Consider the following 16,248-nt stretch of genomic DNA (forward strand, 5'->3'; position numbering starts at 1 on the left):
CGTTGGCGACGCTTTCAAAAGCGATGGCCGGAACGGTCTCCATAGCAGTATGGGGAACGACCGAACTTTGTCGAAATTTCTCGGGCACAACATCATCGTTGCGCCGTTTTGAACAAGAGAAATACGACAACGCTCGAACCGGCTGGAGCTTGCGACTGCTTCGCTCAGTGAGTGGACAATGGACGGGATATGGCGTTGCGGCTGAATCTTGGGGTTCGGACGCGGATGCCTATGGGACATGTGCGAGATGACAACTTGCCGTGAGCAATCGCGGTGAGGCGGGGAGGTTGCATGCTTTACGGACACATCGCTGCGAGACATCAAGAGCTGGTTCCGGATCACGCACCCTTAGCGGTCAACACCATCAGCACGGCCATCGGACCTCCCCTCCTCGCGCATCCGAGTACGCGCTGACCTCGCGGAGAACTCCCCTCGACCAGCATTGATCTGCCCAACGGCGTGCGCGCCGGACGGCGAAGCCATGGCTGGCGTTGGTCCTCCGCTCGAGGTCTCGCCCGGCAGACCAGTCCCTCGACGGGACATCTGCCCCAGCGATCACTCGACACCACCACTCAATTCGAAAAGTTGCGACTGACATGACAAATTCGGAACAGGAACGCTGGTCTCGCGTGAAGGGTCGGCTGCGCTCGACCGTCGGCGAGGACGTCTATACGAGCTGGTTCGCGCGCATGGACCTCGAGGCCGTCCAGGACGAGAGCGTCCATCTGTCGGTGCCGACGCGTTTCCTGAAGAGCTGGATCCAGGCCCATTATGCCGAGCGCGTGCTGTCGTGCTGGCAGGCCGAGATGCCCGAGGTTCACCGGATCGATCTTTCCGTTCGCACCGCGATGCGTTGTGCGACGCCGGCCAAGGAGGCGCCCGTTGCCGTGGAAGCCCGCCGCGCCGAGCGCAGCGATGCCAAGCCCGTCAGCAACGAGGTGCGCACGTCCGCCGCGGCGTCGCTGGCCACGAGCCATGACGCGCTCGGCGGCTCGCCGCTCGACCCCAGGCTGACCTTCGCCAGCTTCGTCGTCGGCCGGGCCAACACGCTCGCTCATGCGGCGGCGCGCCAGGTCGCCGACGGCCGCCGCGGCGATCCCGTGATGTTCAATCCGCTCTACATCCATGCCGGCGTCGGCCTCGGCAAGACGCATCTGCTGCAGGCCGTGACCTGGGCCGGCAATGCCGGCGGCGAGCGCAAGGTGCTGTATCTGACCGCCGAGAAGTTCATGTACGGCTTCGTCGCGGCGCTGAAATCGCAGACCGCGCTGGCCTTCAAGGAGGCGCTGCGCGGCATCGACGTGCTGGTGATCGACGACCTGCAGTTCCTGCAGGGCAAGTCGACCCAGGCGGAGTTCTGCCACACGTTGAACGCCCTGATCGATGCCGGAAGGCAGGTGGTGATCGCCGCCGACCGGCCGCCGTCCGATCTCGAAAGCCTGGATGATCGCGTCCGCTCGCGGCTCGCCGGCGGGCTCGTCGTCGAGATGGCAACGCTCGGCGAGGACCTGCGTCTCGGCATTCTCAAGTCGCGCGTCGCGGCAGCCCGTGCCCATCATGCGAGCTTCGACGTGCCGGAGCCGGTGCTCGATTATCTCGCCCGCTCGATCACCCATAACGGTCGCGATCTCGAAGGCGCCATCAACCGCCTGCTGGCGCATTCCAAGCTCAACAACCAGCCGGTCACGCTCGACATGGCCGAGCGCGAGGTCCGCGACCTGGTCCGGCCGCAGGAGCCGAAGCGGATCAAGATCGAGGACATCCAGCGCGTGGTGGCCCGGCAGTACAACGTCAGCCGCTCCGACCTGCTCTCCTCCCGCCGCACCGCAAACGTGGTGCGTCCGCGTCAGGTGGCGATGTATCTTGCCAAGACGCTGACCCTGCGCTCCCTGCCCGAGATCGGCCGCCGCTTCGGCGGACGTGACCACACCACCGTGTTGCACGCCGTGCGCAAGATCGAGGCGCTGGTCGGCAAGGACATCACGCTGAACGACGAGGTCGAGTCCCTGAAGCGCCAGCTGCAGGACTAGGCGGCTCGCACGGCCACGGGGGTTTGGACAGAACGTCCGGCCCCAGCCGGCCATCCTCCGCGCCCCTCCAAGCCAGCTTGGGACATCGTGCTCGGGACCGCGCCTCCGGGTCACGGAAGAGCCTGCCGAAACATGGGAAATCGGCGCCGCATCCCTTGCGCTTGAGCCTCATCCGCGCCACTTTACGCCTCCCCCTCACGCTCCTGGACGCTGGCAAAGCGCCGTTCGGGCGCGAGGTGCCATCGGCCGCGGCGCTGCCATAGCCCGCCGGCATTCCAGGACGAGATCAGTTGGGAACGGGCGGGTAAGTGCAATGAAGGTGACCGTCGAACGCGCGCAGTTGCTGAAGTCGCTGGGCCACGTCCATCGCGTGGTCGAGCGCCGCAACACCATCCCGATCCTGGGCAACGTGCTGGTGCGCGCCGAGAATGCCCGGCTGTCGCTGCGCGCGACCGACCTCGATCTCGAGGTCACGGAAACCCTGGCCGCCGAGACCGCCACCGCGGGCTCCACCACGGTTCCCGCGCATATGTTCTACGACATCGTGCGCAAGCTGCCGGACGGCTCGCAGATCGTGCTGGAGAGCGACGGCGAGCGCGCCGTGCTCGCGATCCGCGCCGGGCGCTCCAAGTTCACCCTGCAGACGCTGCCGGAGAGCGACTTCCCGGATCTCGCGGCGGGCGAAATGACGCATGCCTTCGGCGTTCCCGCCAAGGACATCAAGAGCCTGATCGACCGCACCCAGTTCGCGATCTCCACCGAGGAGACGCGGTATTATCTCAACGGCATCTATCTGCACGCCGGCGGCAATGCCAAGCAGCCGACCTTGCGCGCGGTCGCCACCGACGGCCACCGCCTCGCCCAGGTCGATCTGCCGCAGCCGGCCGGGGCTGCCGAGATGCCCGGCGTCATCGTGCCGCGCAAGACCGTGGGCGAGGTGCAGCGGCTGATCGAGGACAATGACAGCGAGATCAGGATCGAGCTGTCGCAGGGCAAGATCCGCTTCACCTTGGGACAGGTGGTGCTGACCTCGAAGCTGATCGACGGCACCTTCCCGGACTATGGTCGCGTCATTCCGCAGAACAACGACAAGGAGCTGGTCGTCGACAAGGCCGATTTCGCCGCCGCCGTCGACCGCGTCTCCACCATCTCCTCGGAGCGCGGCCGCGCCGTGAAGCTGGCGCTGGCGCCGGGCAAGCTGGTGCTGTCGGTGACCAATCCGGATTCCGGCAGCGCGACCGAAGAGCTCGAGGTCGAATACGCCGCCGACGCACTCGATATCGGCTTCAACTCGCGCTATCTGCTCGACATCGCCGCCCAGATCGAGGGTGAGGTCGCGGTGCTGCGATTGGCCGATCCCGGCTCGCCGACGCTGATCCAGGACCGCGACAACAGGAACGCGCTGTACGTGCTGATGCCGATGCGGGTGTGACCCAACGCCCGTTGCGAGCTTTGAAGTTCACTCGTCATGGCCGGGCTTGACCCGGCCATCCATCTCAACAAATGGCCTAGTGGGTGTACATCCTCGCCAGCAAGCCCGGCGGCACGCTCTATATCGGCGTGACCAACGATCTCATTCGGCGCGTGTATGAGCATCGCGAAGGCCTCGCAGAGAGCTTCACCAGACGCTACGGCATCAAGCGGCTCGTCTATTTCGAGGCGCATGAAACGATCGCGGCAGCATTGCAGCGTGAGAAGAACGTCAAACACTGGTCACGCGAATGGAAGATCGACCTGATCGTGGCGAGCAATCCGGATTGGCGCGATCTCTACGATGAAATAGTCCGCTGACGCGGACGATGGATTGCCGGGTCAAGCCCGGCAATGACAGAGCTAGGGCTTCCAGCTACATCCCGATGACCCCCTCCCGCATCAACCGCCTGTCGCTGACGCACTTCCGCAGCTATCGCGCTGCGAGCGTGAGCGTGCAGGCGGACATGGTGGCGCTGGTCGGGGCCAATGGCGCCGGCAAGACCAATTGCCTGGAGGCGATCTCGTTCTTCGCGCCGGGACGCGGCCTGCGCCGCGCCACGCTCGAGGACGTCGCCGATAACCAGGGCGACGGCTCCTGGGCGGTCTCGGCGGAGGTCGAGGGCGCGCTGGGCCTGACGACCTTCGGCACCGGCATCGAGCCGCCGCGCAGCGATGCGAGCACCACCCGCCGCTGCCGCATCGATCGCGAGCCGGTCGGCTCGGCCGCGGCGTTCGGCGATCACATCCGCATGGTGTGGCTGACGCCTGCGATGGACGGCCTGTTCATGGGCTCGGCGTCCGAGCGTCGGCGCTTCTTCGACCGTCTGGTGCTCGCGATCGACAGCGAGCATTCGAGCCGCGTCTCGGCGCTCGAGCGCAGCTTGCGCTCGCGCAACCGGCTGCTCGAGGTGCGCAATTTCGACGATCATTGGTGCGACGCGATCGAGCGCGAGACCGCGGAGCTCGCGGTCGCCGTGGCTGCGAGCCGCGGCCAGACCGCCGTGAAGCTCGCCGCGATGCTGCGCCAGCGCGGCGCCGCCTCCGCCTTTCCCTCGGCCGAGATTGCGCTCGACGGCTGGATGGAGAACGCGCTGCTCACCGAGCCCGCGCTGGCGGTGGAGGACCGCTACCGCGCGATGCTGCGCGACAATCGGGCGCGCGATGCCGCCGCCGGCCGCACGCTCGATGGCCCCCACCTCACCGATCTGCACGTCATCTACGCGCCGAAGAACATGCCGGCGCGCGATGCCTCGACCGGTGAGCAGAAGGCGCTCTTGATCGGCCTCATCCTCGCGCATGCGACGCTCGTCGCCGAGACGACAGGCATCGTGCCGATGTTGCTGCTCGACGAGATCGTCGCGCATCTCGATCCCGGCCGGCGCACCGCACTGTTTGCCGAGCTCGGCACGCTCGGTGCCCAGGTATGGCTGACCGGCGCCGATCCCGCCGCGTTTGCCGAACTACGCGAACTCGGTGAGATCTTCGATGTCGAGGGTGGCCGGATCACCGCGCGGCGGTAACGCATTCCGCCGTTGAACCTATCAGTTCCCAGATTCGACTAGCTGTCGTTGGATCGACGACGAGGTCCTCCGACATCCCGCAGGCCCACGCGCCGCAATCGAAATCCTGGAGATCTGTGATGTCAGAGCTTTGGCCGCAGGCCATCGCCGCGCCGCGGCTGCGGCTGTTTGCCTGCTGCGTTTTGCTGCTCGCGAGCTGCGCCGTCCCTGCGCGCGCCGACGACGCCATCGTCGACGTGCATGCGCTACCGCGCGTCGAGGGTGCTGTCGAAGACACCTCCCGCCCCGATCGCTATCGCGTCGTCTACCGTCTGCCGATGCCGGTCGCCGCGACCAATGCCGCGACGCAGCAGGCGCTGAGCGCCGACGGCTGGGTGCGCTACATCCGGCCGCTGGAAGAGCGCAATCCCACGCTCAACTACAAGAAGGGCAAGCAGGGACTGACCGTGTACTTCACGGGCAGCGGCGGCCGTGCCGACCAGTCGGACGTGACCTATTCGCCGCAGCGGATCTACGCGAACCTGCCGTTCCCCGAGGGTACGACCGACATCGTGTTCGACGAGACGCGCCCCTATCTGTCCTGCGTCGCGCCGATGCCGGTGGATGCGGCACGGGCCTACTTCGCCAAGGAGATGACGTCCCTCGGCTGGCAGCCGTTGACCGCCGAGACCGCCGCGCGCTGGCCCAATGCCGATCTCAGCGAGACCGCGCCGAATGGCGTGCGCGCCTTCTTCGGCCACGACGACAGCGACAATTATCGCCGGCAGAGTCCGGTCATGCTGAGTCTGACTCGCCGCGATGACGGCAAGACGAATGTCGAGATCCGGATCGCGCCTTTCGCGCTGCCGGCTCAGATCGAGGCCGGCGACGACCGCGCCGGCCTGCCGATGCCGAAGCCGACCAAGTGGTCGCAGAGCCTGGGCAGCGCGACCTCGCCGAGCCGCCAGGCCAAAGGCGCCGTGATCGCCGAGCTGCCCGCGGTGCTCGCCTTCTACACCGGCGAGCTGCCGGCGCGCGGCTGGCGGATCGAGGCGGCCGGGGCGGGCACGCCGGACGAGGCCACGTTCAAGGTCGCCTCCGCGGAAGAGACCGGGACCCTGAAGCTGTCCCGCAAATACGATCTCACCATGGTCGAGCTGTCGGTGCGCGCCACGGAAGCTGCGCTGGCCGCACGCGCCAAGGCGAAGAAGGACGCCGACGACAGGTTCATGGCCGACGCCGCGGCGATGGCCAAGCAGGTGATCGCCGCCGACGAGGTCCGCCGCGCAGCCCAAGCCGCAACGCTGTCGGATGCGCCGCTCAAGACGCTTGCCGACAATCCGGCGCCGATCCCGCTGCCCGAGACCGCCGAGGCGGTGCAATTCGACGGCAGCCAGGGCCGGCTGGAGTTCAAATCCGCCTCGACGGTGAAGGCGCTCACCGGCTTCTATCGCGCGGCCTTGAAGCCTGCCGGCTGGCAGGAGGCACCCACCGTGATCGACAATCCGACCATGGCGCGCCTGCAATTCTCCGCCAGGGGCAAGTCGGTCGCGTTCACGATCATGCAGATGGGGCCCAAGGTGAACGTGACGGCGGACGGCACCGGCCTGCTCGCCGCGGCCAAGCCCGCGGCCGGCGCAAAGGCCGTGGCTCAGCCGGCGGCGGACGCGGCGCCGCTCGAGGCCGATCCGAACTCCGCGCTGCCGGTGCCGAAGCAGCGCAGCGCAAGCTCGACGTCGAAATCCAAGGCGCCCGGCATCGACACGCCGCTGCGGCTCGAGCTGGAGGCCAGCGTGCCGGCCGAGCTGAGTGCCGTGATGGCGTTCTACCGCACCGAGCTCACCAAGCTCGGCTGGCGGGAGACATCCGACGGCGCGCAGCAGGGACCCGAGCGGGCCCGGCTCGCCTTCGCGTCTCCGCAAGGACCTGCCGTGCTGACGCTCGGCCGCGCCAAGGGCGAGACCTCGGTCCATCTGGTGCAGAAGAACGCGGACGCCGCGGCCAAGGCGGACATCCTGCCGAAGCCCGGCCAGGCCAAGCTCATGCTCGGCAATGTCGGCGAGACCGACGCCGTGCTGACGATCAACAGGCAGTCGATCAGGATCGCGGCCGGCACCGGCAGTCCCAAGACGCCCAAGGGCCCGCTGCTCGATCTGCCGCCCGGCAAGTACCGCTACGAGGTCAAGATCGCCAGCCGCGCGCCGGTCACCGAAACCATCGAGCTCGGCGCCGGCGACGTCTGGGGCCTGATGCTGGGCCCGACCGGCCAGGCCCTGCCGCTGCCGCTGTATTGACCGCCGCAAGCGCCGCTGCACGCCGTTCGCGGATCTCCAACGCGACAATCTCAGGCGGCCCCAAGGGGCGGCTTGATGCCGTTGGAACGCCGCCTTGACCACGCTTTTCAGGCGCCGTCCGAACCGCCGCCGAAGAGCCCCCGAATCGCGCCTTCGCAGGCCCCGAAAGAGGCGCTCATACGGCTTGAAAAACGGTTAAAAAAACCCATTTCTTCAACATCTTAAGAGCCGCCACTTTGCGCTATGCGCGCACCGTCTTTCATGGCACAAATGGCGCTCTCAGCACCCTAGCGCGACATCGCCCTTCGGGACCCCTTCAAAGGCCTCACATGACCGAACCCGCCCGGCAAACCATCGCCGAAAACGAGCCTGCAACCGCGAACGAGTACGGCGCAGAATCGATCCGGGTGTTGAAGGGCCTGGATGCCGTGCGCAAGCGCCCGGGCATGTATATCGGCGACACCGATGACGGCTCCGGCCTGCACCACATGGTCTACGAAGTCGTCGACAACGCCATCGACGAGGCGCTCGCCGGTCACGCCACCGCGGTCGAGGTCGTTCTCAACCCCGACAACTCGGTCACCGTGCGCGACGACGGCCGCGGCATTCCCGTCGACATCCACAAGGGCGAAGGCGTGTCGGCAGCCGAGGTCATCATGACCCAGCTGCATGCCGGCGGAAAGTTCGACCAGAACTCCTACAAGGTGTCGGGCGGCCTGCACGGCGTCGGCGTCTCCGTGGTCAACGCGCTGTCGAGCAAGCTGCTGCTGCGGGTCTGGCGCGACGACAAGGAGCATCTCATCGAGTTCGCCCATGGCGACGCGGTTGCGCCGCTGAAGGTGGTCGGCGAGGCCAAGGGCAAGCGCGGCACCGAGGTGACGTTCCTGGCCTCGACGGAAACCTTCAAGAACGTCGAATATGACTATGCGACGCTCGAGCATCGTCTGCGCGAGCTTGCCTTCCTCAACTCCGGCGTCAACATCGTGCTCTCCGACATGCGCCATGCGGTCGAGAAGCGCGAGGAGATGCATTACGACGGCGGCGTCGAGGAGTTCGTCAAATATCTCGATCGCAACAAGAAGGCGATCGTCCCCGCCCCGATCATGGTGCGCTCGGAGGCCAACGGCATCACGGTGGAAGCTGCGCTGTGGTGGAATGACAGCTATCATGAGAACGTGCTGTGCTTCACCAACAACATCCCGCAGCGTGACGGCGGCACCCATCTCGCCGGCTTCCGCGGCGCGCTGACGCGCCAGGTCAACGGCTATGCCGAGGCCAATGCGAAGAAGGAAAAGATCGCGCTGACCGGCGACGACTGCCGCGAGGGCCTTACCGCGGTGCTCTCGGTGAAGGTGCCGGATCCGAAGTTCTCGTCGCAGACCAAGGACAAGCTGGTGTCCTCGGAAGTGCGCCCCGTGGTCGAGAACGTGCTCAACGAGGCGCTCGCCGCCTGGTTCGAGGAGCATCCGGGCGAAGCCAAGGTGATCGTCGGCAAGGTGATCCAGGCGGCCGCCGCCCGCGAGGCGGCGCGCAAGGCGCGCGAATTGACGCGCAAGAATCCGCTCAGCGTCTCGTCGCTGCCGGGCAAGCTCGCCGACTGCCAGGAGAAGGATCCGGCCAAGTCCGAGCTGTTCATCGTCGAGGGTGACTCGGCCGGCGGCAGCGCCAAGCAGGGCCGCAACCGCGAGTTCCAGGCAGTGCTGCCGCTGCGCGGCAAGATCCTCAACGTCGAGCGCGTGCGCCCCGACAAGATGCTGTCGAGCGAGCAGATCGGCACCCTGATCACGGCGCTCGGCACCGGCATCAGCGACGACTTCTCGATCGACAAGCTGCGCTACCACAAGATCATCGTGATGACCGACGCCGACGTCGACGGCGCCCACATCCGCACCCTGCTGCTGACCTTCTTCTACCGGCAGATGCGCGAGATCATCGATCGCGGCCACCTCTACATCGCCCAGCCGCCGCTCTACAAAGTCACGCGCGGCAAGTCCGAGCAGTATCTCAAGGACGAACGGGCGCTGGAGGATTATCTGATCGGCACCGGGCTCGACGACTGCGTGTTCAAGACCGCCGAGGGCGAGGAGCGCAAGGGCCGCGACCTGCTGGCGCTGGTCGAGGAGGCACGCCTGGTCCGCAACATCCTGCGCAACCTGCACAGCCGCTACGACCGCAAGGTCGTCGAGCAGGCCGCGATCGCCGGCGTGCTGCGGCCGGACATCACCCGTGACCTGGCCACCGCGGACGCCGCGGCCGAGTACATCGCCAAACGGCTCGACGTGCTCGCCGACGAGGTCGAGCGCGGCTGGATCGGCCATTTCGTCGAGGGCCAGGGTTTCACGTTCGAGCGCACCGTGCGCGGCGTCAAGGATGTCGCCGTGATCGACGACGCGCTGCTCGCCTCCGTCGATGCCCGCAAGCTTGACGACTACGCAGCCCGCTTGCAGGAGGCCTATGCCAAGCCCGGCGTCCTGCGCCGCGGCGACACCCAGACGGTGATTCACGGCCCGATCGATCTGTTCGAATCCGTCGTCGACGCCGGCCGCAAGGGCGTCACCCAGCAGCGCTACAAGGGTCTCGGCGAGATGAACCCGGAGCAGCTGTGGGAAACCACGCTCGACACCGAGGCGCGCACGCTGCTGCAGGTCAGGGTCAAGGAGGTCGACGAGGCCGACGACATCTTCACCAAGCTGATGGGCGACGTCGTCGAGCCGCGCCGCGAGTTCATCCAGGACAACTCGCTGTCGGCGAATGTCGACGTGTAAGGACGGGCGGGTGCTGGTCTAGACCGGCCCGCTGGGCTCGGCTTTGCCGGCAGGGTCCACGGCATTCTTGAATTGCGCGACCGCGTCGCGGATCCTACCGAGAACGTGGCTCGCAGCTTCGACCGAGGGGCCGGCCTTCGACGCATCGAAGTCGCCGTAAACGGCGTTTCTCGCCCGGTGACGCATCCTCATCAGTTCGAGCAGATCGAGGCGAAGCGCAGCGTCGAACATCGCCGGCCGTCCTCTGTCGCCTTGCATCGGTCTTGAGACGCGATCGATGAGATCCTTGTGCCACGCATCTCCGGATGGACTGGTCTCGCCGAGGATATCGAGAACGCGTGTGATCGCCTTCTCCAGCAGGGTGTATCCCGTCTCCATCCCGTGCAGGAACGCATTGGACCGCTCCCATGCGAGATCCGGATCATTGGAATCGAAGCCGCCCCGCTCGAAAGTTCGCAGCGCCATCCCGAGTTGGGTCACGGCAGCGTCCAGATCAGCCTCGACGTCGCTCCAGCGGTCATCGCTCATGAAAGGATCACCGCATGATCAGCGATCCGCGCGAGAAGCCTTTCACTGGCCAGCGATTTGAGATGGATGTCGGCTGGCAATTCATGGTGACGACAGAGGTCCTCGACCAGTTCGACGGCCTCGACCTGGTGCGCGGACGGAACATCGACGATGACGTCGAAATCGCTGTCGAACGACAGCCGCTGCTGCGCAACCGACCCGAACACAATGAAGCGGCCGCCGCACCGTTGCGCGAAGGTTTTCAGCTCGGCCATGACAGCGGCCGCCGCCAGCCGCCGCCGTGCGGTCTCGCGCGCCTTGCGTTCCGATATTGTGACGACACCGGTCATGGCAGCTCCTGAGCCGCAATATCAGCATTCCTGCGGCCCAACACAATGCCTCATCGGACCGGAGCCGCACCGGACAACACCCGGGATCCGTGACTTGACCGCGCCTTCCATGTTATTGGCATTTGCGATCCGGGCCCCACTGTGGCGGGTCGCCCCCTGGCAAACGGTCATCTGAGGACGGGTTTTCGCGCATGGCGCCCATTCAATACATCGTCGAGGGCGGTCACCGGCTCAAGGGCGCGATCGAGCCGTCCGGCAACAAGAACGCCGCGCTGCCGATCATTGCCGCGGCTCTGCTCACCGACCATCCGGTGACGCTCGACAACGTGCCGCGCATCCGCGACACCGAGACGCTGGTCGAGCTGGTGCGCTCGGTCGGTGCCTCCGCCGAATGGCGCGGCCGGAACCGGCTCGCGATCCATGCCAAGGACATTCGCGCCGCCGACCTCGATCCGGATCTATGCGCGCGCATCCGCGCCTCGATCCTGCTCGCCGGCCCCCTGCTCGCCCGCTGCGGCGAAGTGGCGCTGCCGCCGCCGGGCGGCGACGTCATCGGCCGCCGCCGCCTCGATACGCATTTTCTCGCCTTCGAGCAGCTCGGCGCCACCGTCACCGCGACCGACAAGATCGAGCTGCGCGCCAGCGGCCTGAAGGGTGCCGACGTCTTCCTCGACGAGCCCAGCGTCACCGCCACCGAGAACGCGCTGGTGGCGGCGGTGGCCGCGCACGGCACGACGTATTTGCGCAACGCCGCCTCCGAGCCGCATGTCCAGGATCTCGCGCATTTCCTGGTGGCGCTCGGCGCCAACATCGAAGGCATCGGCACCAACACCATGGTGATCCACGGCGCCAGCACGCTCGGCCAGGCCTCCTACGCGATCCAGCCCGACCATATCGAGGTCGGCTCGCTGATCGGGCTCGGCGCGGTGACGCGCTCTCCCTTGCGCATCGTGCGCGCCGGCACCGAGCATCTGCGCTCGATCCGGATGGGCTTCGAGCGACTCGGCATCGTCTGCGAGGTCGCCGGCGACGACCTCATCGTGCCCTCCGACCAGACCATGAAGATCAAGGACGATTTCGGCGGCCACGTGCCGAAGCTGGAGGACCAGCCCTGGCCGGCCTTCCCCGCCGATCTGATGTCGATCGCGATCGTCACCGCCACGCAATGCGAGGGCGTGATCCTGATGTTCGAGAAGATGTTCGAGTCGCGGATGTTCTTCGTCGACAAGCTGATCTCGATGGGCGCCCGCATCGTGCTGTGCGACCCGCACCGCGCCATCGTCGCCGGCCCCAGCCAGCTGCGCGGCGCCCGCGTCGTCTCCCCCGACATCCGCGCCGGCATGGCCATGCTGCTCGCCGCGCTCTGCGCCGAGGGCACGTCTTATATCGACAACGCCGACCAGATCGAACGCGGCTACGAACGCATCGACGAGCGCCTGAACGCGCTGGGCGCGAAGATCACGCGGGTGCCGGAGCGGGGACGGTAGGCCGCTTTCGCTGATCTCTCCTCCGTCATTGCGAGCGGAGCGAAACAATCCAGAGTCCTTGCTCAGCCCTGGATTGCTTCGCTCCGCTCGCAATGACGCGCTGATGGACCGAGGACCAAAGAACGACACGTGAGGCTCAGTTCACATGACGATCAGCGAGATCACTCCCGATGTCGACCGTGACAGATGGCTCGCCGGTGCTGATTTCGCCGATGCCTTCCGCATCACGGTCGACGGCGCGGTCCTCGATGCCCGCACCGCGGCTGAGCGCATGCTCGGTCACGCGCCCTGGTGGATGGCCGCGCTCCTGAAGCTCCGCAATGGACTGGTCCGGCCGTTCGGTCTCAAGACCTCGGGCGCAGACGCTCGCCGTCCGGGTCCCATGATCGGGATGTTTCCGGTGATCGACGAAACGCCAGCGCAACTGGTGCTCGGCTTCGACGACAAGCATCTGGATTTCCGCGTTCTGGTCGACGTTGTCCCGTTGAACTCGACCTCGCAGGTGACGGCGACCACCCTGGTCCAGACCCACAACGCGCTCGGCCGCGTCTATCTCGCCGTCATCACGCCGTTTCATCGCCTCGTGGTGAAGGCCATGCTCCGGCAGATTGCCGCACCCGCTTGACTGGCCTCCGCCAATTTTCACTTTCCCGAATTTTTCGCTTGCGCAAATTCCGCAAATCAGAAACAATGCCGCCATCCCGTCCTCGCTGAGAGGGACGCTTCGCGATCGTCACGAACGTTGGGGGTGGGATGCGATGGATGCGGCGGCTTTCAGCGCGCGCTCGGGGCAACTCGAGTCGGCGCGTGGACGAAGGAGCGGTCGCATACGGCGAAATCGTATGGTCCTGGCCTCCCGACGCTGAGGTCAAGCCGGCGAACGATCTGTCGGTGACGGTGGCCAACAAGCCCGGCGCACCGGGGAGAGTACGTATAAGCCGTTCCAACCATTGCGCAGGGAAGGCCGGTTGTGCGGCCCACCTGTGGTGACTGCCGCCTGCTAATTCTTTTGCAGGCGGGCCATGGGTGTGGTCAAGCACCCGGCCTTCCCTGCGCCCTCTCACTTCCGAGGGCCACTGGTCGAGCAAAGCTCGGGCGCGAAACGTGTCGCGAGATTGCGGAGTCACGCATGCGGCGACAAAGACAAATCAGTGCCGAAGCGCGCCATGCCGCGCCATGACATCGATGGGGGTCGTCCCGACGATCCGAGCGCCCGCACCGCACCGTCCCGCCGCCGAACATGCCGCTGTGATGTGCATGACGCCACGGGGCCTGCTATAGCGCCGTTCATGACCTCGACAACAGGAACCGACCACGCGCCATCAGCGCTGACGCCGCCTCTCGCGCTCGAACTGTGGGACACCATCCGTCTTGCCGCGCCGATGGCGCTGACGCAGCTCTCCCAGATCGCGATGATGTCGACCGACCTCGCCTTCATCGGCCGGCTCGGCGGCGACCCGGTCGCAGCCGCTGCGCTGGCCGGCACGGTCTATTTCGTCGGGTCCACGTTCGGAATGGGCCTGATGTCGGCCGTCGCGCCGCTCGCCGCGCAGGCGTTCGGCGCTGCAGATGCAGGCCTCGTCCGGCGCGCGCTGCGCGTCGGCCTGTGGGCCGGCCTGCTCGTCGCGCTGCCGATCATGCTGATCGCGCTGAACGGCGAGACCATCCTGCTCGCGCTCGGGCAGGCGCCCGGCGTTGCGCGCCTTGCCCAACACTATCTCGCGGGCCTCGCCTGGGGCATCGCGCCGATGCTGTGGTTCATGGCGCTGCGCAGCTTCATGGGCGCGGTCAACCGCCCGGAGCCGGTGCTCTGGATCACGCTGACCGCGATCCCGCTCAATGCCCTGCTGGTCTATCCGCTGCTGTACGGCCATTGGGGTTTTCCGCAGCTCGGCCTGACCGGCGTCGGCCTTGCGACCTCGCTGGTCAATACGGGCACCTTCCTCGCAGGGCTGTGGTTCGCGACGTTCCGTCCGCCGTTTCGCGACTATCGCGTGCTCGCGCATCTGGGGCGGATCGACTGGCGGCTGATGCGGCAGCTCCTCGTCATCGGCGCGCCGATCTCGCTGTCGTTCCTGCTCGAATACGGCCTGTTCTCCGCTGCGGCCATCCTGATGGGATTGATCAGCACGCCGGCGCTCGCCGCACACCAGATCGCGCTGCAGATCACGGCGATCCTGTTCATGGTGCCGTTCGGCATCAGCATGGCCGCGACGGTGCGGGTTGGCCATGCGGCCGGACGCAATGACGAGCGGGGCGTGCGGCGCGCCGGCCTGATGGCGATGCTGCTCGGCCTCGTCCTGGCCGTGCTGTTCACGCTCGGCATCGTCGTCGCACGGTTCGAGATCGTGCAGCTGTTCCTGGGCGCGGGCATCGTCGACGCCGATGCCACCGTGGCGCTGGCGGCGACCCTGCTGCTCGTCGGCACCACCTTCTTCATCACCGACGCGCTGCAGAGCATCGCGGTGGGCGCGCTGCGCGGCATCAAGGATACGCGCGTGCCGCTGCTGCTCGCCGTGCTGGGCTATTGGCTGGTCGGCTTTCCCGCGTCGTATGCGCTGGGATTCCACACCCCGCTCGGCGCCGTCGGGATCTGGATCGGGCTGTCGGCCGGCACCACGCTCTATGCGGCGCTTCTGGTGCTGCGCTTCCTGCGGCTGTCGCGATGAGCAAGCTATGCACCGGCCGTGTCGGACGTCTCCTCCGGCTCCGCCCGGTGCGGCCTTCCGCTCGATGCCCCCGCCCATTCGGCGACGACGCGCTCGAGGTCGATCAGGTTCTGGCGCATCTGGTCGAGCGAGAAGCCGAGCGCGAAAAAGCGTTCGGCGGCATCGCCCGGCAGGCCGCGGGTAAGACCATCGCTGCGGACGGCGGCGACCGCGTCGGCATAGGCCTTGAGCGCGACATGAACCGGCCAGATCGCCGGCGGGCCGGAGCCGTTGCGAATGGCGGCGGCGCAGCCGCGCAGATAGCCGGCGATGGCGTCGCTGACGCGGGTGACCGGGCCCGACAAGCGCGCCTGCAGCTCCGACGGCAGCGGCACCACGCTGGCGCGGCCGATCATCACGACGTCGTGCCGCAGCCGCAGGATGGTCCGCAACAGCGGGCCGGTATCGGCGCCGGAGGACAGCCGCGCCGAGCGCTCGCGCTCGGCCTCGGCGCCGGTGGCGTTCAATTCGCTCAACGCCGTGCCGATGCCGTCCTGGATCCGGTGCAGCGCGTCGTTGTCGCGGCCGCGCGACAGGCCGGCGAGCAATTCGGTCATCGCCGCGGCGATCAGCTCGAGCAGCCGCCCCGCTGCGCTGCGCATCTGCACATGGGCGCGCGAGGGCAGCACGATGAACGAGACGACGAGTCCCGTCAGCGCGCCGACGGCGACCTCGAACACGCGGTCGACGGCCGAGCCGAGCCCATCGAGCTTGCCCATGGTCGGCACCAGCAGCACGATCACGGACGTCACCGTCGCAGCGTTCAGGCTCGGATTGATCGCAGCGATGAAGGCGAGCGGCGTCACCGCCAGGATCAGCATGCCCAACAATTGCAGCTCGCCGGAATGCGGAATGAACACGGTGATGGCGCCGCCATAGATCGCGCCGCCGATGGTGCCGAACATGTAGTCCCGCGTCGCCTTCAGCGAGCGCCCGACGCTGCCTTGCGTGACGATCAGCGACGTCAGAACCGCCCACAGCGGCAGCTTGAGCTGGAAGGCGGTGGCGATGGCGAAGGCGAGCGTCGCCGCCACCGTGCCGCGGACGGCCAGCGCCATATGTGGCTTGCGGGCGCGCACCCGGCCGAGCAGCTCCTTGAACGACGCCATCAGTCAATCACCTCGAAAAGCACCGG

The 16,248-nt window shown here is 67.0% G+C and carries 12 protein-coding genes; 9 read left to right on the plus strand and 3 right to left on the minus strand.

Translation table 11 applies throughout. From position 1 onward, the window contains the following. The first annotated feature begins 596 nt into the window (after positions 1-596). From dnaA to gyrB, 6 genes are all read left to right on the plus strand, one after another. Positions 597-2,030, plus strand: a complete 1,434-nt coding sequence (gene dnaA, locus QXZ94_RS25235) for a chromosomal replication initiator protein DnaA (protein ID WP_172110522.1) — start codon at positions 597-599, stop codon at positions 2,028-2,030. A gap of 313 nt (positions 2,031-2,343) precedes the next feature. Beyond that, a complete protein-coding gene (dnaN, locus tag QXZ94_RS25240) occupies positions 2,344-3,462 on the plus strand; it encodes a DNA polymerase III subunit beta (RefSeq protein WP_042338453.1) in 1,119 nt (372 codons plus the stop codon). An 83-nt stretch (positions 3,463-3,545) separates the two neighbouring features. Further along, entirely contained in the window at positions 3,546-3,821 is a 276-nt protein-coding gene (locus tag QXZ94_RS25245; protein WP_315722948.1) for a GIY-YIG nuclease family protein, read from the plus strand. A gap of 65 nt (positions 3,822-3,886) precedes the next feature. Further along, positions 3,887-5,023, plus strand: a complete 1,137-nt coding sequence (recF, locus tag QXZ94_RS25250) for a DNA replication/repair protein RecF (RefSeq protein ID WP_315722952.1) — start codon at positions 3,887-3,889, stop codon at positions 5,021-5,023. Positions 5,024-5,142: 119 nt separating this feature from the next. Next, on the plus strand, positions 5,143-7,296 hold the full coding sequence (locus QXZ94_RS25255) for a hypothetical protein (RefSeq protein WP_315722954.1): 2,154 nt from the start codon (positions 5,143-5,145) through the stop codon (positions 7,294-7,296). A gap of 329 nt (positions 7,297-7,625) precedes the next feature. After that, the gene (gyrB, locus tag QXZ94_RS25260) at positions 7,626-10,061 is read left to right on the plus strand and encodes a DNA topoisomerase (ATP-hydrolyzing) subunit B (protein WP_315722956.1); all 2,436 of its coding nucleotides are present in this window, start codon (positions 7,626-7,628) and stop codon (positions 10,059-10,061) included. An 18-nt stretch (positions 10,062-10,079) separates the two neighbouring features. On the opposite strand, the gene QXZ94_RS25265 is transcribed toward gyrB, so the two are convergent. Together QXZ94_RS25265 and QXZ94_RS25270 are read right to left on the minus strand one after the other, a co-directional pair. Continuing rightward, the gene (locus QXZ94_RS25265) at positions 10,080-10,589 is read right to left on the minus strand and encodes a hypothetical protein (protein ID WP_172110528.1); all 510 of its coding nucleotides are present in this window, start codon (positions 10,587-10,589) and stop codon (positions 10,080-10,082) included. Continuing rightward, the gene (locus tag QXZ94_RS25270) at positions 10,586-10,918 is read right to left on the minus strand and encodes a nucleotidyltransferase domain-containing protein (protein WP_315722959.1); all 333 of its coding nucleotides are present in this window, start codon (positions 10,916-10,918) and stop codon (positions 10,586-10,588) included. The genes QXZ94_RS25265 and QXZ94_RS25270 overlap by 4 nt, the downstream gene beginning before the upstream one ends. 191 nt (positions 10,919-11,109) lie before the next feature. On the opposite strand from QXZ94_RS25270, the gene murA reads away from it, so the two are divergent. From murA to QXZ94_RS25285, 3 genes are all read left to right on the plus strand, one after another. Then, entirely contained in the window at positions 11,110-12,405 is a 1,296-nt protein-coding gene (gene murA / locus QXZ94_RS25275) for a UDP-N-acetylglucosamine 1-carboxyvinyltransferase (protein WP_315722961.1), read from the plus strand. 145 nt (positions 12,406-12,550) lie between these two features. Then, entirely contained in the window at positions 12,551-13,030 is a 480-nt protein-coding gene (locus QXZ94_RS25280; protein WP_315722964.1) for a DUF2867 domain-containing protein, read from the plus strand. Between the two features lie 664 nt (positions 13,031-13,694). Further along, on the plus strand, positions 13,695-15,074 hold the full coding sequence (locus tag QXZ94_RS25285) for an MATE family efflux transporter (RefSeq protein WP_315722966.1): 1,380 nt from the start codon (positions 13,695-13,697) through the stop codon (positions 15,072-15,074). A 5-nt stretch (positions 15,075-15,079) separates the two neighbouring features. On the opposite strand, the gene QXZ94_RS25290 is transcribed toward QXZ94_RS25285, so the two are convergent. Further along, a complete protein-coding gene (locus QXZ94_RS25290; protein WP_315722969.1) occupies positions 15,080-16,222 on the minus strand; it encodes an FUSC family protein in 1,143 nt (380 codons plus the stop codon). Positions 16,223-16,248 lie beyond the last annotated feature (26 nt).

Origin of the sequence: Bradyrhizobium sp. SZCCHNS2022, from assembly GCF_032377575.1 — a bacterium.
Lineage (GTDB): Bacteria > Pseudomonadota > Alphaproteobacteria > Rhizobiales > Xanthobacteraceae > Bradyrhizobium > Bradyrhizobium aeschynomenes.